Genomic DNA, 20046 nt, shown 5'->3' on the forward strand with positions numbered 1-20046 from the left:
ATCACACCCGAGCCCGGCCCCCGGCGACAATCCCCACCCGGCGCGCCGGGCACGGAATCCTCAGTGGACGAAGGCCATCTCCGGCGGGCCGACAATCTGCTGCACCGTCATCCGCACCTTGTCCAGGTCCACGGGCTTGGAGATGTAGCCGGCCGCGCCCACCAGCTCCGCCTCCCACTCGAAGCCGTAGCCGGAGATGATGATGATGGGCAGCCCCCGGGCACGCGGCATCTTCTTCAGCGCGTCCAGGAGTCCCCATCCGCTCATCACCGGCATGCGCAGGTCGAGCAACACGGCGGCGGGCATGTCGCCCTCCAGATGGTCCAGCGCTTCGCGGCCGTTGGCGGCCTGAACGGTTCGGTAACCCATCTCCTCGAGGGCATCGCAGATGAGCGTGCGGTGACTCGCGTCGTCATCGACGACCAGGATGTGGGACATGGCAGGGCCTCAGAGGGGAGCTGCGGCGTCTCGGACCGCGGGATTCTATGGGCGGCAAGATGGGAACGGGGAGTTCATTCCGGAAGGGGGCGCCCCACTTTTCAACAGCCAACCACCCTCGCGATGCAACCCGCTTCGCGGCTACTCCTGGGGCTTCTTCTCCAGGTCTCCGGACCCGTCTGCCCCGTGGTCCGTCCGCCGCAGATACGTGTTGTGCGCATAGCCCTGGCGCGACAACCGCTGCGACTCGATGGCGTCCGCGACCTTCGTGCACACCTGTCCCAGCAGGCGCAAGGACTCCGCCAGCAGCTTCTCGGCGTGGTCCTGGGCGTCGGCGGCGGCGATGGTGGTTCGCTCTTTGCGGAACAGCCCTGGCAACTTCATCCCTCCGAATCTAGGAGACCCCGCCGTCAGGCGCCACCGCCCTTGGGGCCCCTTCCGCCCCCCAGGGACCTGTCCCGGCCTCGGACTCGGCGCCACCTCGCTCCCTTGACAGGATTGACCGGCTGGCAAATTTACATTTTTGAGCAGACCTCGCCGGCGACACCCTCTCCAGCCCCGGAACTGTCGTGTAACCCACGGGAATTCAAAGGGCTTAACGAATTTTCAAGTGGGGGGATGACATCGAGTTAATTCGTCCCTACATTGCTTCTCGTCTCATTGCTGCGGAGGAGACGCGCATGGCTTACGACGGCGAGCTGGTGAAGATGGAGAACGGTCGCTGGGCGCGGTTCCAGCGGTGCCAGGTGTACCGCCCGGGTGTGGCGGACGCGGGCGAGACGATGCTGCTGATCGCCGTGGAGCTCGAGGAGCGCTACCAGCTCCTCCTCGACGGGGCGGCGGATTCCCTGGCCCAGTACCGCTACCAGGGCGTGCCCGTGCAGGTCCGGTTGGATCCGGACGCGCAGGCCATCACCCTTCAGCCGGAAGTGGCCGCATCCGTACCCGCCGTGCACTGATGCCGCGCTCCCCGTGAGCGCGCCGGTGCGGGTTTGACGGATTCACAACACAAGGGGCCTCGCGATTCACATCGCGGGGCCCTTTGAATTTACAGCCCCCGGCGGGCTGCGTCAGCGACCCTCCAGCCAGCGCGAGTACGCCCCGAAGTCGTAGCCCCGGCCGAGGAAGTCCCGGACCAGGTCCGCGGCGTCCTTGGAGCCCCCCGGCGCCAGCACGGTGTCGCGGTAGCGGTGGGCGGTCTCCACGTCCATCAGCCCGTGCTCCTCGAAGGGCGTGAGCAGGTCCCTCGCGATGACGAGCGACCAGAGGTACGCGTAGTAGAGCGCCGAGTAGTCGCCATCCAACTGGGTGAAGGCGAGGTGGGCGTACGTGCCGTTGACGGCGCGGAAGGGCAGGTAGCGCTCCTGGAGCGCCAGGACGCTCGCGGTGGAGTCGGTGCCCTCGGGGTTGCCGGCGTGCAGGTTGAGGCTGACGGCGGCGTAGAAGAGCTGCTGGCGCACCCAGAGCCCCTTGCCGAAGGAGTCCGCGCGGCGCATGCGGGAGATGAGGTCGGCGGGCAGCGGCGCGTCCGTGTCGACGTGGCGGGCGAAGCGCTGGAGTGACTCCACGCTCCAGGCCCACTCCTCCAGCACCTGCGCGGGGGCCTCCACGAAGTCGACCTCGGTGCGCGTGCCGGACAGCCCGGCCCAGCGGGCGCGGCCGCCCAGCAGGTGGTGCAGCAGGTGGCCGAACTCGTGGAAGAAGGTGCGCACCTCGGAGTGCTGGAGCAGCGCGGGCCGCGTGCCGGGGCGGGGGAAGTTGCACGTCAGCACGCCCTCCGGCAGGGCCTTGCCCGCGCGGCCGATGGCCAGGTCCCACTGCGCGGCGTGGGTGTACTTGCCGGGGCGCGGGTGCATGTCCAGGTAGAAGCGGCCCCGGCGCTCGGTGCCCTCGTAGACGTCCCAGACCTCCACGTCCGGGTGCCAGACGGGGGCGTCCGGCACGCGTCGGTAGGTGAGCCCGAAGAGGCTGGCGGTGAGGTCCAGCACGCCCTGCTTCACGCGCGTGTATTCGAAGTAGGGCCGCAACTCGCGCGAGTCGAAGCGGTACTGCTCGGCGCGCACGCGGTCCTCCAGCCACGCCTGCTCCCAGGGCTCCACGCGGATGGCGTCGGGCACCTGCTCGCGCTTGCGCGCGAGCAGCGTGGCGTACTCCCCGCGCATGCGGCCGTCGACGGCGGCGGCCAGCTCCTCGATGAAGTCCGCCGCCACCTGCTGTCGGCGCACCATCTTGTCCTCGGCCGCGTAGGCCGCCCAGCTCGGGTAGCCCAGCAGCGTGGCCAGCGCGTGGCGCGCCTGGAGCATCCGCGCGAGCGTGTCCAGGTTGCGCGGATGGCCCCGGCGCCGTCCCAGGCGCCACAGCGCCTCGCGCGCGGCCGTGTCGCGCGCATACGTCATGAAGGGCCCCAGGTCCGAGGAGTCCGTGGCCAGGCGCACGCGGCCATCAGGGCCGGGCGGGTGGGCGCGGACGTAGTCCTCCGGCAGGCCCGCCAGCGCCGACGGGGCCACGTCCAGGTGTCGCACGTCCTCGTGGATGTGGCGGCTGAACTCCTGGCCCAGGACGATGAGCTCCTCCTGGAGCACGCGCACCCGCTCCCGCGTGGCTTCGTCCCGGTCCACGCCCGCGCGCTGGAAGCCCTTGAGCACCCGCGCCACCCAGCGACGGGTCAGCGCGTCCTGACCCTCCAACTCCAACGAGGCCAGCACGTCGTAGACGCGGCGGTCCAACGAGATGTCCGTGCGCACCCGCTCCACGGCCTGCTCGCACCGCTCCGCGGCGGCCCGGAAGGCGCCGTCCGGGTGCACGTTGGCGCCGATGCCAGACCGGCCGACGGCGTCGTCCAGGAGCGCCACCGCGTCGTCATAGGTGGTGAGCAGGGCCTGGGTCGCCAGTCGCCGGGCGCCGGGCGCCGTCAGTCGCGCCACCGCGCCACGGGCCTCCTGGATGTCGCGCCGACACGCTTCCATGAAGCGCTCGGGTGTGGCGGCGAGCAGACGGCCGGCTTCCGGCGCGGGCGCCCCCCGCGTGTCGCCCGTGCGAACGGAGGGCCGGGTCGACGCACCCCCGCACCCCACGAACATGACGGCGGCGACGATGACGAACGTGGAACGCAAAGGGCCCTCCCGAACCGGAGTGTGAAAGCAGCGGCGGAGCCTGGGGCTTCCCCGTATGCGCTCTCGCCAATGAGGACGGATTGGGGTGTCTTTTGTTGCAAAAATTCAACCCGACTGGAGTCAGGAAGTGAATCGACCTGCCCTGAAGTGTGAGTCGGTGTGAAGGGCGGCACAGACGTGTGTGGCTCAGGTGCCCACCTGGAAGAAGCGGGCGGCGTTGTCCCGGGCGACGCGGCGCACGACGCGTTCGGAGAGGCGGGCCTTGGAGAGCAGGTTGGCCACGCGGGCCAGGCCCAGGATGTCACCGGCGCCGTCACCGGCGTCGGAGTTGAGCACCAGCCGTTCGCTGCCCAGCTTGCGCACCAGCGCGACGGCGCGCTCGGCGGCGAGTGCCTCCGGATGCAGCGTGAGACCGGCCCAGTGGCCCACTTCCAGGATGGTGCGCACGGTACGCGCGGTGGCGTGGTCCACCAGCACGCGCGAGGGCAGCACGCCGGACTGGCGCAGCAGAATCAGGATGCGGCGCGTGTGGCGCTCCTTGTCCGCCAGGGGCGTGTGCACGACGACGCGCAGCTTGAGGCTTCGCGCCAGCGCGAGCTGCTCCAGGAAGGCCTCTTCTTCTTCCTCTCCGCCCGCGTGCAGCCCCGTCTCTCCCAGGGCGACGACGCGGCCGCCCTGGAAGTAGTCGGGCAGCGCGGAGAGCACCTCCGACAGGCCGCGCCGGGGGATGCAGCGCGGGTGGACACCCAGCGCGGCGTAGGCGCGGATGCCCACCTTCTCCAGCCGGGGAAGCTGCCGCTCCACCACGTCGTCGAAGTGGCGCAGCAGGGCCTTGGATGTGGGCTCCGGGAAGTGGTGCGCCACCACGAGCGCCCGCTCCACTCCGAAGAAACGCATCGACTCGAGGTCCTGATCGCTCAGGCCTTCCGGGTGCAGGTGCGCGTCGAAGATGGGCAGGGGCTCGGGCACGGTCTCAATCCTGTCCCAGGGAGAGGCCCTCGTTGCGCGGGTCGCTCGCGGAGAAGCGCAGTCCTGTCTTCGGGTCGATGAACACCGCCTCCGCGTCGCCCCACTGGTCCACGCGTCGCACCTTGTGCCCCTTGGCCTCCAGTGCCGACAGTGTGGCCGGCTCCAGGCCCCACTTGTCCACCCACAACTCGTCCGGCAGGTACTGATGGTGGACGCGGCCTTCATTCACCGCGCGCGCCACGTCCATGCCGCTGTCCACCATGTTGCTGATGACCTGGATGACGGTGGTGGGGATGGTGGACCCGCCCGGGCTGCCCACCGCGAGCATGACGCGCTTGGGGTCCTCCTTGGAGAACACCAGCGTGGGCGACATGGAGGACTGGGGCACCTTGCCGGGCTGAATCGCGTTGGGCTCGCCGGTGACGAGTCCGTACGCGTTGGGCACGCCGGGCTGCGCGGCGAAGTCGTCCATCTCGTCGTTCAGCAGCACGCCGGTGCCCTTGGCGACGACGCACGAGCCGAAGCCGTAGTTCACCGTGGCCGTCAGCGCCACCGCGTTGCCCTGCTTGTCCACGACGGAGATGTGCGTGGTGTTCTTGCGCTCCGGCTCCGGCGTCAGCGTCACGGGCTTGTCCGTCAGCGTGGAGCCCTGCGTGCCCGCCGTCTGGGGCAGGAGCGCCAGGCTGGACGTCACCTTCTTCGGGTCGATGGAGCCCGCCAGGTCCGCGATGTGCCCCTTGGAGATGAGCCGCGCGGTGGGCACGTCGGCGAAGTCCGGGTCCCCCAGGTATTTGGCGCGGTCCACGTACGCGCGCCGCAGCGCCTCCACGTACAGGTGCAGGGCCTCCGGGTCCCTGAAGCCGAAGCCCTGGGGCCGCAGTTGCTCCATGGCGCCCAGCACCTGGAGCACCGCCACGCCGCCCGCGCTCGGCGGAGGCATGGTGAGGATGCGGTGGCCGCGGTAGCTGCCCTCCAGCGGCTCGCGCTTGCGCGTCTTGTAGGACGCCAGGTCCTCCAGCGTGAGCACGCCGCCGCCCGCCTGCACCGTGTCGACGATGCCCTTGGCCACCGCGCCCGAGTAGAAGCCCTTGGGGCCGCTCTTGGCGATGCTCGTGAGCGTGCGCGCCAGGTCCGGCTGGCGCAGCAGGTGGCCGATGGGCGGGACGACGTGTTCGCCCTGCTCGTTCTTGACGAGGAAGACGCGGGTCGCCTCCGGGTCCTTGCGCAGACACTCCAGCCGGCCCTCGGCCATGCTGCGGTAGCGCGGCGTCACCCACAGGCCCTTGCGCGCCGCTTCGATGGCCGGCGCCAGGACAACGGACGGGGGCAGAGTGCCGTGCGTCTTGAGCAGCTCCAGATATCCCGCCACCGCGCCCGGCACGGCGACGGCCAGCACGCCGTCCGTGGACAGCCCCGGCACCACCTTGCCGTCCTTCAGGAACATGTCCCGCGTGGCCGCCTTGGGCGCCACCTCGCGGAAGTCCAGCACCCGCGTCGCGCCGGACTTCGCGTCGTGCACCAGCGCGAAGCCGCCGCCGCCCACCCCCGAGTGGTACGGCCCGACGACCGCCGCCACGAAGGCCGCCGCCACCGCCGCGTCCACCGCGTTGCCGCCCTTGTCGAGCATCTTCAAGGCCGCTTCGCTGGCCGGCGGATACGCCGTGGCCACCGCGCCACCCCGGTACGGCCGCGCCGCGTGCGCCACACACGCCATCAATACGAGCGCCACCGCCAGCCCTCGCACCGTCGCCTCCAGCACCCTCGCGCTCGTGCGCGGGGCTTGCTTCTCGAAGCTCGTGTCGTTCACGGGAAAGTCCCCTCCTGGGGGCGCAATCAATACCTTGTGGCTGGCCTTCGTCGCGGATGTTGTGTTACCCGGCGGACACTCACCCACACCTGGGGGCCGGGACTCGGGGGCGCCGCACCGACTACACCTCTCCCGGTATGCACGAACTGTCCGCACCGGACCATGATTTCAACTCAGCAACAATTTTCCTCTTGGATTGTTTTTCAAGAGGGTGCATCCTTCCCCGGTCATGAGTCGCGACTGGGGGAGCAAATGAGCGCACCGGTCACACCTGAGAAACCGACCCGGTCCGGGTCTGTTCCGCCCTCGGGGCGGGTCACGCTCTTTCTCAAGCCGAGCTTCGGAATCACGGTGAAGAGCAACGCGCTGTGCGTGGCCGTGAGCGCGAAGCCGCGACCTGACAACACCTCCGAGACTTCGGAGCCTCGCGCGGTTGACGACTCGATTCCCTGTCCCTAATTCTCCGCCGCATGACAGCTCTGTCGGCGGTGGTGTTGTGTGCGGGCAAGGGCACGCGGATGAAGTCGAAGAAGGCGAAAGTCCTTCACGCCATCCTCGGAAAGCCCCTGTGCGCATATCCCCTCAAGCGAGCGCTCGAGCTTGGCGCCTCCACGGTGGTGCCCGTCGTGGGCCATCAATCGGAGAGCGTGGAGAAGGAAGTCCGGGCGTTGTTTCCGGACGCGCCCCTGCGCTTCGCGCTCCAGCGTGAGCAGCGCGGGACGGCGGACGCGGTGCGCTCTGCGGAAGAGGCCCTGAAGGGGTTCTCCGGCCGGGTCCTCATCCTGTACGGGGATGTGCCCCTGCTCCGTCGTGAAACGCTGGCGGCGCTGCTCGCCGCGCACGACGAGGCGGGCGGGGTGCTGGCGATGGTGACGACGATGCTCGACGACCCCACCGGCTACGGCCGCGTCCTTCGCGAGGGGGGCCGGGTGGTGCGGGTGGTGGAGCAGAAGGACGCCACCGCCGAGCAGCGCGCGGTGAAGGAGTGCAACGCGGGCATCTACTCCGTCGACGCGGCCTTCCTCTGGAAGGCGCTGGCCGAAATCAAACCGAACAATGCGCAGGGTGAGTACTACCTGACGGACCTGGTGGAGCTCGCCTCGAAGCAGGGTCGCGTGGGCACCGTGGACGTGGACGCCACGGAGACCGCGGGCGTGAATGACAAGGTGGAGCTGGCGGCGCGGGCGCGGGTGCTCCAGCGCCGCATCAACGAGGCGCACATGCGCGCCGGCGTTACCTTGTTGGACCCCGACACGACCTTCATCGAAGAGGACGTGGTGGTGGGCGCCGACAGCGAGGTGGGCCCCGGGGTGGTGCTGACGGCGGGCACCGTGGTGGGAGAGAACGTCACCATCGGCCCCGGCTGTGTGGTGAGCGCCTCCACCGTGGCGGACGGCTCCGTGCTCAAGCCCTACTCCGTGTTGGAGGAGGCGAAGGTCGGCGTGCGGAACGTCATTGGCCCGTTCGCTCGCCTGCGTCCCGGGACGGAGCTGGCCGAGGATGTGCATCTGGGTAACTTCGTGGAAACGAAGAAGGCGCAGATCGGCAAGGGGACCAAGGCCAACCACCTGACTTATCTGGGTGACGCCAAGATTGGCGCGGGCTGCAACGTGGGCGCGGGCACCATCACCTGTAACTATGACGGGGTGAACAAGAGCCTCACGGAGCTGGGAGACGGCGTCTTCATCGGCTCCGACACGCAGCTCGTCGCTCCCGTGAAGGTGGGGGACGGCGCCTACGTGGGGGCGGGCACCACGGTGACGAAAAATGTGCCGCCCGGCAGCCTCGCTGTGTCACGCGCGCCACAGGTGACGAAGGAAGGCTGGGTGGCCGCGAAGAAGGCGCGCCGCGCGGCGAAGGGCGGTTGAGCGCGGGCGTGGCTCTTGCTTGGGGAGCGGCCTGACAGCCACTCCCAGAGAAGTATGGGTATCCCTCGGTTTGCTCCGGCGGGCGTGGGCGTGAGAGAGAGGTCTGAATATGTGCGGGATTGTTGGTTACGTCGGTGACAAGGAATCGGCTCCCATCCTGGTGTCCGGGCTCAAGAAGCTCGAGTACCGGGGGTATGACTCGGCGGGCGTCGCGGTGGTCAATCGCAACCAGCTCAACGTGGTGCGCGCCACGGGGAAGCTGCGCAACCTGGAGAACCGGGTGGTGGCGGACCAGCCGCAAGGCAACATCGGCATTGGCCACACCCGTTGGGCCACGCACGGCCGTCCCTCGGACGAGAACGCGCACCCGCACACGTACAAGAACGTCGCGGTGGTCCACAACGGCATCATCGAGAACCACCTGTCACTGAAGGCGCAGCTTCGCGCCAAGGGCCACGTGTTCTCGTCGGAGACGGACACGGAGGTCTTCGCCCACCTCATCTCGGATGAGCTGGAGGCCGGCAAGGAGCTGCCGGACGCGGTGCGCGGGGCCATTGACCAGGTGAAGGGCACGTACGCGCTGGCGGTGGTGAGCGCGACGGACCCCCACCGCATCGTCTGCACGAAGAACGCGTCGCCCATGGTGCTGGGACTGAGCGAGGGGCAGAACTTCATCGCCAGCGACGTGCCCGCGGTGCTCGAGCACACGCGCGACATCGTCTACATGGAGGAGGGTGACCTGGCCATCGTCACCGCCGCCAAGGTGGACATCTTCAACCGCCAGGGTCAGCCGGTGAACCGCGCCACCCGCCGCATCGACTGGACGCCGATGATGGCGGAGAAGGGCGGCTACAAGCACTTCATGCACAAGGAGATCTGGGAGCAGCCCCGCGCCGTCGCGGACACGCTGCGCGGCCGGATGCTCCTGACCGAGGGCGACGTCCACTTCGAGGGCTGGAACATGACGCCCGAGAAGGTCCGCTCGCTGACGAAAATCACCATCCTGGCGTGCGGAACGTCGTGGCACTCGGGCGTGGCCGGCAAGCACATGATTGAGACGCTGGCGCGGCTCCCGGTGGAAGTGGAGCTGGCGAGCGAGTTCCGCTACCGCGACCCGATTGTCGAGTCCTCGCACCTGGCCATCGCCATCAGCCAGTCGGGTGAGACGGCGGACACGCTGGCGGCGTTCAAGGAGGCCAAGGCGCGCGGGGCCACGGCGATGGCCATCTGCAATGTCATTGGCAGCGCGATGACGCGCGAGGCGGAGTTCTCCGTCCTCACCAACGCCGGTCCGGAGATTGGCGTCGCGTCCACCAAGGCGTTCACCACGCAGCTGGTGGCTCTCTACCTGCTGGCGGTGAAGCTGGGCCGCATGCGCGGCACGCTGTCCGTGGCGGCGGCGCAGGAGCACCTCACCCATCTGACGGAAATCCCGAAGATGATTGAAGAGGTGCTCAAGTGCGAGCCGGCCGTGAAGCGCGTGGCCCGTGAGTTCATGAACTCGCAGGACTTCCTCTTCCTCGGTCGCGGCCCCATGCACCCGGTGGCGCTGGAGGGCGCGCTGAAGCTGAAGGAGATTTCGTACATCCACGCGGAGGGCTACGCGGGTGGCGAGATGAAGCACGGCCCGATTGCGCTCATCGACGAGAAGATGCCGGTGGTGGTCATCGCGCCGAAGAAGCCGCACGTGGCCTACGAGAAGATCATCGGCAACATCGAGGAGGTCCGCGCGCGCGGCGGCAAGGTCATCGCCGTCATCGACGAGGACGACGACCAGGTGGGCGGGCTCGCCGACCACGTCATCCGGGTTCCGGCGGCGTGCGCGCTGCTCGCGCCCGTGATTGCCACCATTCCGCTCCAGCTCCTCGCGTACCACGTGGCGGAGATGCGCGGGAATGACGTGGACCAGCCGCGCAACCTCGCCAAGAGCGTGACGGTGGAGTAGCCGCCGCTCGAGCGTCCCTGACGCACGCGAAGCCCGGGTTCCCCTCGAGGGAGCTCGGGCTTTCGTCGTTCTCGGGAGGACTTGGTGCCGGGCGGGGAGCGCTCAGTCCTGTTGGGCCAGCTCCATCAGCAGCTCCAGGTCCTCGGCGGCGTCCATGCTCTCCAGCAGCTCCAGGTTCTCCACCACCTCGCGGTCCTCCTCTGACAGGGCTGTCGCGGGTCGGGTGGGCTCACGCGACGGAGTCCTGGCGGGGACCGGGGGGAGGGGAGCTTCCTCGGTGGCGGGCGTTTCGGACGGGCCCTCGCCAAGAGCCACCGGGGCTGCCACCAGCGCCACGAACAACACGAGAGGTGCGGCGGGGCTCACCGGCGCCGCCTCTCGCGCACGCGCTCCCGCATCTCCTGGCGCTGCTCGGGCGTCATCTGCCGCCAGCGGCGCATGTTCTCCATGAGCTGCTCGCGCCGCTCCGGGTTCTCCCGCAGGTAGGCCTTCATCCGCTGGCGCATCGCGGCGCGCCGCTCCGGGTCCATCTTCCTCAGCTCGCGCGCCTGCTCACGCAGGGCCTGCCGTTCGGCGACGTTGAGCTTGCGCAGCTCCCGCTGGTTGGCGCGCAGCCGCTCGCGCTCCTCGGGGGGCAGCTTGCGCCAGCGCTCCAGGTTGCCCCGGATGCGCGTCTGCTCGTCCTTCGGCAGCGACTTGAACTCGCGCAGCTTTCCGCGCAGCGCTTGCTTCTGCTCCGGCGTCATCTTCTCGAAGCGCTCGGCGGCCGTCGCCGGACGCTCCGTCTCCGCGCGCGCGGCCGCGCCCGTCAGCAGCGCCACCCCCAGGCCCAGCGCCATCCACGTCCGGCCCGTCATTGCGCCACCTCCAGTTCGTGGAGGCTCGCGACGACCTCCAGGTCCTCGGGACTGTCGAGCCCCAACAGCTCGTAGTCCTCGACCAGCTCCAGGTTCGCCGCCAGCTCCATCACCGCCGGGTCCTCCAGCTCCTCGGGTGCCTCGGGGCCCGGCCCCACCACCACCAGCGCCAGCCCCACCGCCACGGCCAGCCCCGCGGAGGGCACCAGCACCGCCGGGCGCAGCAACGTCCGCAGCCGCTCCCACCACGGCACCGGCAGCGCATCCAGCTTCGCCAGCACCGCGCGCCTCGTGTCCGCCGAGGGCACGAAGTCCGGCAACTCCGCAACCCTTGCCACCGTGTGGCGCAGGAGCGCCTCCGTCGCGCGGCACCCGGTGCAGCCGACCAGGTGGGATGCGACTTGCTCGCGGCGGGCCGCGGGCAGCTCGCCGTCCACGTAGGCCGTGAGGTCTTCCTCGAAATGACAGCTCATGCCCTGCTCCTCGCGGGCACGGTGCCCGCCTGCAGCTCTTCAATCCTGCGCGCCACCGCCAGCGTCGCCCGGTGGATGAGGCTCTTCACGGCGGACTCGCTCGCCTCCAGCGCCTCCGCGATGTCCCGGTAGGCCATGCCCTCGAAGCGGCACATGGTGAAGGCCGCGCGCTCCCGGTCACTCATGTCGCGGAGCGCGTCGCCCACCGCCTGCTCCAGCTCCCGTCCCGCCAGCGCCTGGTCCGGCCTGTCGCCGTCCGGCCCCGCCATCTCCACGCCTCCGGTCTCCTCGCCGTCCGGCGCCTCGGTGGACGTGTGGGCCACGCGGTACTCCCCGCGCCGTACTTCGTTGAGGCAGTGATTGGTGGCCACCCGGAACAGGAACGTCTTGAAGCGCGCCGTGGGCTGGTACGCCTTCGCGTTGCGGTAGAGCTTCACGAAGATGTCCTGCGTCAGCTCCTCCGCGCGCTCCCTGTCTCCCACGAAGCGGAAGGCGAAACGCGCCACGCTCGCATGGTAGCGGTCGAACAGCCAGGCGAACGCCCGACGGTCCCCCGCGGCCACCTTCAGCATCGCCTGTGCGTCCGAATCCACGTCCACGGTCGACTTCAACCCCGTTACCCGCAAGAAGTTGCGGACACCGTCTCTTTGAACCGCGCGGGCCTCCGTGGATACAGTCTCCCCGTGTCGGACGCCACGCGCACACATCCACCCAGCTCCAGACCCGAGGAGGGCGCGGACGAGGAGCGTCTGGCGGACCTCGCCGCCTGGGCACCTCCTCCGTCAGAGGCGGCCGGACGGCCCACGCCTCCGGTGGAGCTGCCCCTGCCGGTGCTGGTGCGGGTGGAGCAGGCCGTGGGGGCCTCCCAGGCGGAGCGGCCCGAGGCGGCCGCGCGCCTCAATGAAGTCCTGAAGCAGTTGGGGACCGGCGGCGGGGAGCGGCAGGTGGCGGACACCCTGCACCGGCTGCTCGACGGCGGAAGGCTGGACGGACTGGTGGACGCCGACGGGCGCTCCTGCCGCGCGGTGGCGGTGGAGGCGCTCCTGTCCCTGGGCTTTCCCTACGCCCTGGAAGTCGAGCCCGACGACCTCAAGCACCTGCGCGCCAACACCGCGGCCCGGCCCGGCGGCCGCAAGAGCGTCTTCGATTTCGGGGCCGGAGTGCCCGCCACCGTGCTCACCGGCGGGCTGCTGGCCCAGGTCCTCGAGGAGCTGCTGCGGCCGGGCATCGTCGAAGGCACGGTGACCTTGCAGGTGGGCCTGAGCGTGATGGCGATGATGGCCTTGTGGCTTGCCCCGCCTCGCAGTCCCGTGTACCGGCTGGGCCTGGGCCTGCTGGCCCTCGTGTCGGGCTACGGGCTGCTGTTGGCCCTGGGGTCGGCCGGCCACGCCGGGGGGCTGTGGGCAGGTGTGGCAGGCGCGGTCGCCGTCCTCCTGGCTGCCCTCCGCGAGAGCTAGCTGACCGACAGGATGCAACACGGATGTCAGAGGGGTGGACTAGGGTCTACCCATCGCGTACTAAAAGCGCGTTCAGGTGAGCCGGGGTGGCTCGCCAATACAAGGAGCTCAAGTCAAATGGCCGTGAATCAGGAGAAGGAAAAGGCGATCGAGCTGGCGATGTCCGCGGTGGAGCGCCAGTTCGGTAAGGGTTCGATCATGCGGCTCGGCAACGACGAGCCGCTGATGCACGACGTGCAGGCCATTTCGACGGGCTCGATTTCCTTGGACATCGCCTTGGGCGTGGGCGGCGTGCCGAAGGGCCGAATCATCGAGATTTTCGGACCGGAGTCCTCCGGCAAGACGACGCTGTGTCTCCACATCGTCGCGGAGGCGCAGAAGCGCGGTGGCATCTGCGGCTACGTGGACGCGGAGCACGCGCTGGACGTGGGCTATGCGCGCAAGCTGGGCGTGCGCACCGACGACCTGCTCCTGAGCCAGCCGGACACCGGTGAGCAGGCGCTCGAAATCGCGGAGATGCTGGTGCGCTCGGGCGCCATCGACGTGCTGGTGGTGGACTCGGTGGCCGCGCTCGTCCCCAAGGCGGAGCTCGAGGGCGAGATGGGCGACGCGCACATGGGCGTGCAGGCGCGCCTCATGAGCCAGGCGCTGCGCAAGCTCACGGGCACCATCTCCAAGAGCCAGACGTGCGTCATCTTCATCAACCAGATTCGCATGAAGATTGGCGTGATGTTCGGCAACCCGGAGACGACGACGGGCGGCAACGCGCTGAAGTTCTACGCGTCGCAGCGCATGGACATCCGCCGCATCGGCGCCATCAAGAACGGCGATAACGTGGTGGGCAGCCGCACCCGCGTGAAGGTCGTGAAGAACAAGGTGGCCCCTCCGTTCAAGGAGGTCGAGTTCGACATCATGTACGGCTCGGGCATCTCCCGTGAGGGCGACCTCATCGACCTGGCCTCCAACGACAACATCGTGGAGAAGAGCGGCAGCTGGTTCTCCTTCAATGGAGAGCGCATCGGCCAGGGCCGTGAGAACGCGAAGGACTACCTGCGGGAGCACCCGGAGGTGGCGAAGGAGATTGAGGCGCGCGTGCTGGAGAAGTACGGCATCGCGAAGGGCCCGGGCGCCGCCGCCGCTCCCGCCGCGGAGGAGGCTCCCGCCGAGGCCACCACCGAGAAGCGCCCGCGCGTGAAGGCCGTGAAGTGAGTCGGTGACGGCGGCTCCTCGCGAGCCGCCTCTCGACACGCCGTTCGGGGCTGTCCTCTCCAGTCGAGGGCAGCCCCGTCGTGTTTCATGCGGGCCGCGTGAGTCGCGTGCGTCGCGGAGTGCTGACACGGTGCGTTGTGTCGGAGGCGTGGCGGGGATGTTTCCGGAGTGATGGACGAGGGCCGTAGACTCGCGCGCGCTGGTCCTTCACCCGCGCTCCATTTCGGGAGTCCCGCCTTGTTCGACAGATTGAAGCGTCGCAGCTTCCTGCAGGCCGTGGTTGCCGTCGCGGCAAGCACCTCATTCGGCTGTTCCGACGACGACACGCAGACCCATGACGGTGCGAAGTACTTCCCTCAGTCCATCTGTTCGGGAGATCCGCGTCCGGACAGCGTGGTGTTGTGGGTGCGCGCGGTGAACCCCGACAACGCGGGCGCGGATGCGCCGGTGCGGCTGGAGGTGTCGACGAGCGAGAGCTTCTCGAGCCTGGTGTTGGACAGGAGCTTCACGGCGCTGGTGGCGAATGACCATGCGCTGAAGGTGAAGGTGACGAACCTGTCGCCGCGCACGACGTACTACTACCGCTTCACCTTCGAGACGGGCGGGCAGAAGTACACGACGGCGACGGGCCGCACCCGCACGGCGCCGGCGGCCGGGGATGACGTGGCGGTGAAGTTCGCCTTCGCCAGCTGCCAGGACTACATCGGCCGTTACTACAACGCGTGGCAGCGGCTGCTGCAGCTCGACGAGGACCTGGACTTCGTCGTGTTCCTGGGTGACTACGTCTACGAGACGACGGGCGACCCGTCCTTCCAGTCGGGCGGCGACACCCGGACGGTGAAGTTCAGCGAGCCGGAGAAGGCGCTGAAGGTGGGCACGGGGCTGAGGGCCTTCTTCGCGGCCAACTCGCTGTCCAACTACCGCGACCTCTACAAGACGCTGCGCACGGACAAAATCATCCAGAAGGTCCACGAGCGCTACCCGTTCATCGTCATCTGGGACGACCATGAGTTCTCCGACGACAGCTGGGGGCCCAACGCGACGTACCTGGATGGGCGCGCGTCGGAGCTGCAGTTGGAGCGCAAGCAGAACTCGGAGCGGGCCTTCTTCGAGTACATCCCGCTGGACAACACGAACTCGGCGGAGGGCGCCATGGACCCGGCGGCCGCGCCGGTGTACCCGAACACGCGCGTCTACCGTGACTTCGAGTTCGGCAAGGCGCTGAAGCTGGCGGTGGCCGACTACCGCACCTTCCGTCCGGACCACCTCATCCCCGAGGACGCGTACCCGGGCCGGGTGGCGGTGCCCGCGCAGCTGCTGGCCGTGGCGCTGCCGAACCTGCCCGCGCCGGTGCAGGCGCTGCTCCAGTCGGAGACGTTCGCCTACGTGGACATCGACGCGGCGGAGCACGCCGTGCAGAAGGCGGTGTTGCAGGGCGCGTACGTGCAGCAGGCGATGGGCGCGGGCCTCACCCAGGCGGAGGCCACGGAGAAGGCCGGGTCATGGGTGAAGGGCGGCCAGTCGCTCTTCTACGTCAACCAGGTGCTGACGGCGGTGAACACCGCGCGTGTGGCGGCGCAGCAGCCGGCGATTCCGCTGCTCTCCGCGACGGGCGCGCCCCGGGGGCTGGCCTACGTGCACATGGGCAAGGCGGGCCTGTTCGGCATCCAGGGCTCGCGCTACATCGTGGTGAAGCCCATCTATGACTTGTTCTCGCGCCTCACCTATGGGGCCTCGCAGGGCGCCACGGAGGACGTGCTCGGCCAGGCGCAGCAGGCGTGGCTCCAGACGCAGCTGCAGTCGACCAACACCTGGAAGATTGTCGTCAGCTCCGTGTCGATGACGTCCATGGTGTTCGACCTGTCCGACAAGCCGGACATCGGTGAAGCGACGCTGCGTCAGGCGTTCTACTTCAGCGTGGACCAGTGGGACGGCTTCCCCACGAAGAAGGAGGAGCTGCTGGCGTTCGTCCGGGCGAACCAGGTGAAGAACGCGATGTTCATCTCCGGCGACATCCACGCGTCGTTCGCGTCGGAGGAGTCGGGCGTGCCCACACTGACTGCGCCCGCGATTACCTCCGGCTCCATCAAGGAGCTGGCGGGTCTGGCCGTCTTCGGCGCGGGCTACTCGCCCAACAGCCCCATCTACAAGTACGTCGTCACGCAGTTGAACGATTCGCTCATGGCCTCCAACCCGGGCATGCGCTACGTCAATGGTGACGAGCACGGCTTCGTGGTGATGGAGCTCAAGGGCACGCAGGCGCTGGCCTCCTACCACCTCATCCCCAGCTCCGAGGTGGCCAAGGACTACTCGTTCAAGACGGACAGCGAGCTCGCGGCGAAGTTCACGCGCGTGGACTTCCGCATCGAGAACGGGACGATTACCAAACTCTGATGACGTGACACTCGCTCTCGCCACGCGAGGGGGGGGACGAGGGCCGCGCCGAGAGCCAGGACGCTCCGGTGGCGGCCCTCGCCGCGTCTCGGGCGTGAGTGTCTTCGCACCCAGGTGTGCGGGATTCGGCGTCCGTCTAACCTGACGAATGGCCGAGCCAGGGGGCTCGGTGCGGTGTGTTGCATTCACCAGGACTCGGAGACGCCATGACTGCGCAAAGCATCAAGAAGCTGTCGCTGAAGAAGGAGACCCTTCGCACCCTGGACGTGAATCAGCTGGGGCAGCTCGAGGGGGCGGTGGGCGGGACTACGCCTGCCATCACCATCCCCGTCATCATCATCGCCACCATCATCGCCTCAAACGCCGACTGACGTCGGCGTGACTCCGTAGGGCCCTTCGAGGCACGAGCGCCGCTGGCCTTGAGGTCGGCGGCTCTCCGGCGGAGCGAGGGGCGCTGCCGCGGAGGCAGTCCTCCGAGGTGGAACGCGTTAGAAGTCGGGCCATGACGACTGGCTCCTCGGCTTCGGACCTCCACCTCGTTCCCGCCCGGCCCGAGCATGTGGACTTCTGGATGTCGCTGCGCGCGGAAGCCGCCGCGCGGCGCTACGTGGACACCGAGGAGGACTCGCCGGAGACGCTGGTGAAGCGCATCCTGGAGGCGAGTTCGCTGGAGGAGCCTCGGGCGAAGGGGTTTCGCTGGTTCGTGCGGTACCAGGACGCGTGGGTGGGCACGGTGTCCGCTCGGGACGTGTCCCGGGAGCATGGCCGGGCGCAGCTGGGCTACATGTTGTCGGAGGCGTACCACGGGCGCGGGTTGGGCTCGCGCGCGGTGGGGATGATGCTGGAGCGCCTCTTCACCTTGCCCTTCCTGGAGCGGGTGTGGCTGACGACGCTGTCGGAGAACCTGGCGTCCCAGGGCGTGGCGCGCAAGCTGGGCTTCACGCTGGAGGGGACGATGCGCGGGCACTGCATGCTGCGCGGGGAGCGCAAGGACCAGCAATACTGGGGACTGTTGTGCTCTGAGTGGGAGTCCCGACAGCGCGGGTGACGTGCGCTGGGAGCCGCGTGGGGACCGGGTTATAGAAGGGGCGTCATGCACGCCTACGCCGCTGAGTTGTCGCAGGAGCTGGGGCTCCGGCCCGAGCAGGTGGACCGCACCCTGGCGCTGAACGCCGACGGAGCCACCGTTCCCTTCATCGCGCGCTATCGCAAGGAAGTCACGGGAGGGCTGGACGAGGTTCAAATCCAGACCATCCTCGACAAGGCCTCCGAGCGCACCGAGCTGGACTCGCGCCGCGACACGATTCTGCGCTCCGTGGAGGAGCAGGGGAAGTTGACGCCGGAGCTGGCGAAGGCGCTCAAGGCGGCCAAGACGCGCACCGAGCTGGAGGACCTGTACCTGCCGTACAAGCCCAAGCGCCGCACGCGCGCGGCCATCGCTCGGGAGAAGGGGCTGGAGCCCCTGGCGGACCTCCTGTGGAAGCAGGAGGGGAAGCGGGGCGAGGACGCGGACGCGAAGGTGCGCCCCTTCGTCAACGCGGAGAAAGAGGTGCCGGACCTGGCGGCGGCGCTCGCGGGCGCGCGCGACATCTGCGCGGAGCGGGTGAGCGAGGACGCGGGTCTGCGCCGCGCGACGCGCGAGGTGTGCGCGAAGCGGGGCACGCTGCGCTCGGACGTGGTGCCCGCGAAGAAGAACGAGCCCACCAAGTTCGAGAACTACTACGGCCACGAGGAGCCCCTGTCCCAGGCCCCGTCGCACCGCGTGCTGGCGCTCTTGCGCGGTGAGGAGGAGGGCGTGTTGAAGGTGAAGCTCAACATGCCGGATGACGAGGTGAAGGCGCTGCTCGGTGGGCGCGTGGTGACGAAGCCACAGTCCCTCTTCGCCTCGGAGCTGCGCGCCGCGGTGGATGACAGTTGGGAGCGGCTGTTGGGGCCATCGTTGGAGTCGGAGCTGCGCGCGGAGCTGAAGGAGCGCGCGGACAAGGGCGCCATTGGCGTCTTCGGGGAGAACCTGCGGCACCTGTTGCTCACCGCTCCGGCGGGCGCGCGCGCGGTGCTCGCGTTGGACCCGGGCCTGCGCACGGGAATCAAACTGGCCATGCTGGACAACACGGGCAGCGTGGCGGAGACGGTGACGCTCTACTCGGAGCGCGGCGCGGACGAGCGGGTGCGCGCGGCGAAGCTGCTGTCTGCCGTGGTGCAGAAGCACAAGCCGGAGCTCATCGCCGTGGGCAACGGGACGGGCAGCCGCGAGGCGGAGACCTTCGTGCGCGACACGCTGAAGGCCCTGGGCTCGCAGGTGCCGGTGGTGTCGGTGAGCGAGCAGGGCGCGTCCATCTACTCGGCGTCCGAGGTGGCCCGTGACGAGTTCCCGGAAATGGACGTCAGCCTGCGGGGCGCGGTGTCCATTGGCCGGCGCTTGCAGGACCCGCTCGCGGAGCTGGTGAAGATAGACCCGAAGAGCATCGGCGTCGGGCAGTACCAGCACGACGTGGACCAGGGGCTCTTGAAGAAGAAGCTGGGCGAGGTGGTGGACTCGTGCGTGAACGCGGTGGGCGTGGATGTGAACACCGCCTCACCGCAGCTGTTGGAGCACGTGTCCGGCGTGGGCCCGTCGCTGGCGAAGAAGCTGGTGGCGCACCGGGCCTCGAAGGGGCGCTTCACCACGCGGCGGGAGTTGCTGAAGGTGAGCGGCCTGGGGCCGAAGACGTTCGAACAGGCGGCGGGCTTCCTGCGCGTGCGAGGGCCGGAGCCGCTGGACTCGAGCGCGGTGCATCCGGAGCGCTACTCGGTGGTGGAGCGCATGGCGAAGGACCTGGGCGTGGAGGTGGGCTCGCTCGTGGGGAACGCCGCGCTGGTGCGGAAAATCGACCCCAAGCGCTACCTGGGCCCGGACCTGGGAGAGCTGACGCTGAAGGACATCCTCGCGGAGCTGGAGAAGCCGAGCAGGGACCCTCGCGGCGACTTCACCGCGCCGGTGATGCGGGACGACCTGCGCACGCTGGAGGACGTGAAGGAGGGCATGGTGCTCCAGGGTGTGGTGACGAACGTCACCGCGTTCGGCGCCTTCGTGGACGTGGGCGTGCACCAGGATGGCCTTGTCCACGTGTCCCAGATTTCGACGAAGTTCGTGAAGGACCCCTCCGAGGTGGTGAAGGTGGGGGACCGGCTGACGGTGCGTGTGCTCACCGTGGATTTGCAGCGCAAGCGACTGGCGCTGTCCGTGCGCGCGGCGCAGGAGGGCGGCACGCCGCAGCCTTCGGGCCGACCCGCCGTGGGTGGCGCGTCGGGCGCGGGGCGGATGACGGACCGGGGCGGAGAACGGCCCTCGGGCCCTGGTGGCGGAGGGAAGGGGGCTTCCGGTGCGCGTCCGGGCGGGCAGGGCGCGGGCTCGCAGTCTGGAGGTCAGCGGCCGGGTTCGGGCGGGAGCGACAAGGACAAGAAGGGCCCGGAGCCGTTCAACAACCCGTTCAAGAACCTCAAGCGCTGAGTGGCGAGGGGCTGTCGAGACGCCTG

At 69.1% G+C, this 20046-nt stretch carries 18 protein-coding genes; 9 read left to right on the forward strand and 9 right to left on the reverse strand.

Annotated elements, in window-relative coordinates:
- Positions 1-60 precede the first annotated feature (60 nt).
- On the reverse strand, positions 61-438 hold the full coding sequence (locus HUA78_RS25950; protein ID WP_141642685.1) for a response regulator: 378 nt from the start codon (positions 436-438) through the stop codon (positions 61-63).
- A gap of 141 nt (positions 439-579) precedes the next feature.
- A complete protein-coding gene (locus tag HUA78_RS25955) occupies positions 580-822 on the reverse strand; it encodes a hypothetical protein (protein WP_141642684.1) in 243 nt (80 codons plus the stop codon).
- Between the two features lie 296 nt (positions 823-1118).
- On the opposite strand from HUA78_RS25955, the gene HUA78_RS25960 reads away from it, so the two are divergent.
- On the forward strand, positions 1119-1397 hold the full coding sequence (locus HUA78_RS25960; protein WP_141642683.1) for a hypothetical protein: 279 nt from the start codon (positions 1119-1121) through the stop codon (positions 1395-1397).
- A gap of 111 nt (positions 1398-1508) precedes the next feature.
- Here the strand turns inward: HUA78_RS25960 and HUA78_RS25965 are convergent, their stop codons facing one another.
- The 3 genes from HUA78_RS25965 to ggt form a co-directional block, all read right to left on the reverse strand.
- Entirely contained in the window at positions 1509-3404 is a 1896-nt protein-coding gene (locus tag HUA78_RS25965) for a M3 family metallopeptidase (RefSeq protein ID WP_174477413.1), read from the reverse strand.
- Between the two features lie 333 nt (positions 3405-3737).
- Positions 3738-4520 (reverse strand): TatD family hydrolase, encoded by a 783-nt coding sequence (locus HUA78_RS25970; protein WP_174454768.1) that lies wholly within the window; start codon positions 4518-4520, stop codon positions 3738-3740.
- A 4-nt stretch (positions 4521-4524) separates the two neighbouring features.
- Positions 4525-6234 carry a gamma-glutamyltransferase gene (gene ggt / locus HUA78_RS25975; RefSeq protein WP_174454875.1) on the reverse strand — a complete coding sequence of 570 codons (1710 nt, stop codon included), beginning with the start codon at positions 6232-6234 and terminating at the stop codon, positions 4525-4527.
- 551 nt (positions 6235-6785) lie between these two features.
- On the opposite strand from ggt, the gene glmU reads away from it, so the two are divergent.
- Both glmU and glmS read left to right on the forward strand, forming a co-directional pair.
- Positions 6786-8195: a bifunctional UDP-N-acetylglucosamine diphosphorylase/glucosamine-1-phosphate N-acetyltransferase GlmU gene (glmU, locus tag HUA78_RS25980; RefSeq protein ID WP_220137960.1), complete on the forward strand. Its 1410-nt coding sequence runs from the start codon at positions 6786-6788 to the stop codon at positions 8193-8195.
- Between the two features lie 109 nt (positions 8196-8304).
- Positions 8305-10140, forward strand: coding sequence for a glutamine--fructose-6-phosphate transaminase (isomerizing) (glmS, locus tag HUA78_RS25985; RefSeq protein ID WP_141649119.1), 1836 nt, complete (start codon positions 8305-8307; stop codon positions 10138-10140).
- A 102-nt stretch (positions 10141-10242) separates the two neighbouring features.
- Here glmS and HUA78_RS25990 read toward each other — a convergent pair whose 3' ends face one another.
- From HUA78_RS25990 to HUA78_RS26005, 4 genes are read right to left on the reverse strand one after another with little or no spacing between them, the layout of a single operon-like run.
- A complete protein-coding gene (locus tag HUA78_RS25990) occupies positions 10243-10506 on the reverse strand; it encodes a hypothetical protein (protein ID WP_174477379.1) in 264 nt (87 codons plus the stop codon).
- Positions 10503-10997: a DUF3106 domain-containing protein gene (locus HUA78_RS25995; RefSeq protein WP_141648873.1), complete on the reverse strand. Its 495-nt coding sequence runs from the start codon at positions 10995-10997 to the stop codon at positions 10503-10505. The genes HUA78_RS25990 and HUA78_RS25995 overlap by 4 nt, the downstream gene beginning before the upstream one ends.
- A complete protein-coding gene (locus HUA78_RS26000; RefSeq protein WP_174477380.1) occupies positions 10994-11470 on the reverse strand; it encodes an anti-sigma factor in 477 nt (158 codons plus the stop codon). The genes HUA78_RS25995 and HUA78_RS26000 overlap by 4 nt, the downstream gene beginning before the upstream one ends.
- Positions 11467-12069, reverse strand: a complete 603-nt coding sequence (locus HUA78_RS26005) for an RNA polymerase sigma factor (protein WP_246137821.1) — start codon at positions 12067-12069, stop codon at positions 11467-11469. Before HUA78_RS26005 ends, HUA78_RS26000 begins: the two co-directional genes overlap by 4 nt.
- A gap of 84 nt (positions 12070-12153) precedes the next feature.
- On the opposite strand from HUA78_RS26005, the gene HUA78_RS26010 reads away from it, so the two are divergent.
- The 6 genes from HUA78_RS26010 (at position 12154) to HUA78_RS26035 (ending at position 20020) form a co-directional block, all read left to right on the forward strand.
- On the forward strand, positions 12154-12927 hold the full coding sequence (locus tag HUA78_RS26010) for a hypothetical protein (RefSeq protein ID WP_174467671.1): 774 nt from the start codon (positions 12154-12156) through the stop codon (positions 12925-12927).
- A 117-nt stretch (positions 12928-13044) separates the two neighbouring features.
- Positions 13045-14136: a recombinase RecA gene (gene recA / locus HUA78_RS26015; protein ID WP_141648877.1), complete on the forward strand. Its 1092-nt coding sequence runs from the start codon at positions 13045-13047 to the stop codon at positions 14134-14136.
- A 237-nt stretch (positions 14137-14373) separates the two neighbouring features.
- Entirely contained in the window at positions 14374-16530 is a 2157-nt protein-coding gene (locus tag HUA78_RS26020) for an alkaline phosphatase (protein WP_254623902.1), read from the forward strand.
- A 206-nt stretch (positions 16531-16736) separates the two neighbouring features.
- Positions 16737-16901: a class I lanthipeptide gene (locus tag HUA78_RS26025; RefSeq protein ID WP_174454774.1), complete on the forward strand. Its 165-nt coding sequence runs from the start codon at positions 16737-16739 to the stop codon at positions 16899-16901.
- A 131-nt stretch (positions 16902-17032) separates the two neighbouring features.
- The gene (locus tag HUA78_RS26030; RefSeq protein ID WP_174477381.1) at positions 17033-17578 is read left to right on the forward strand and encodes a GNAT family N-acetyltransferase; all 546 of its coding nucleotides are present in this window, start codon (positions 17033-17035) and stop codon (positions 17576-17578) included.
- Between the two features lie 45 nt (positions 17579-17623).
- The gene (locus HUA78_RS26035) at positions 17624-20020 is read left to right on the forward strand and encodes a Tex family protein (RefSeq protein ID WP_174477382.1); all 2397 of its coding nucleotides are present in this window, start codon (positions 17624-17626) and stop codon (positions 20018-20020) included.
- Positions 20021-20046: the final 26 nt, after the last annotated feature.

Source organism: Myxococcus sp. CA033 (assembly GCF_013336625.1).
GTDB classification, from domain to species: Bacteria; Myxococcota; Myxococcia; order Myxococcales; family Myxococcaceae; genus Myxococcus; species Myxococcus llanfairpwllgwyngyllgogerychwyrndrobwllllantysiliogogogochensis.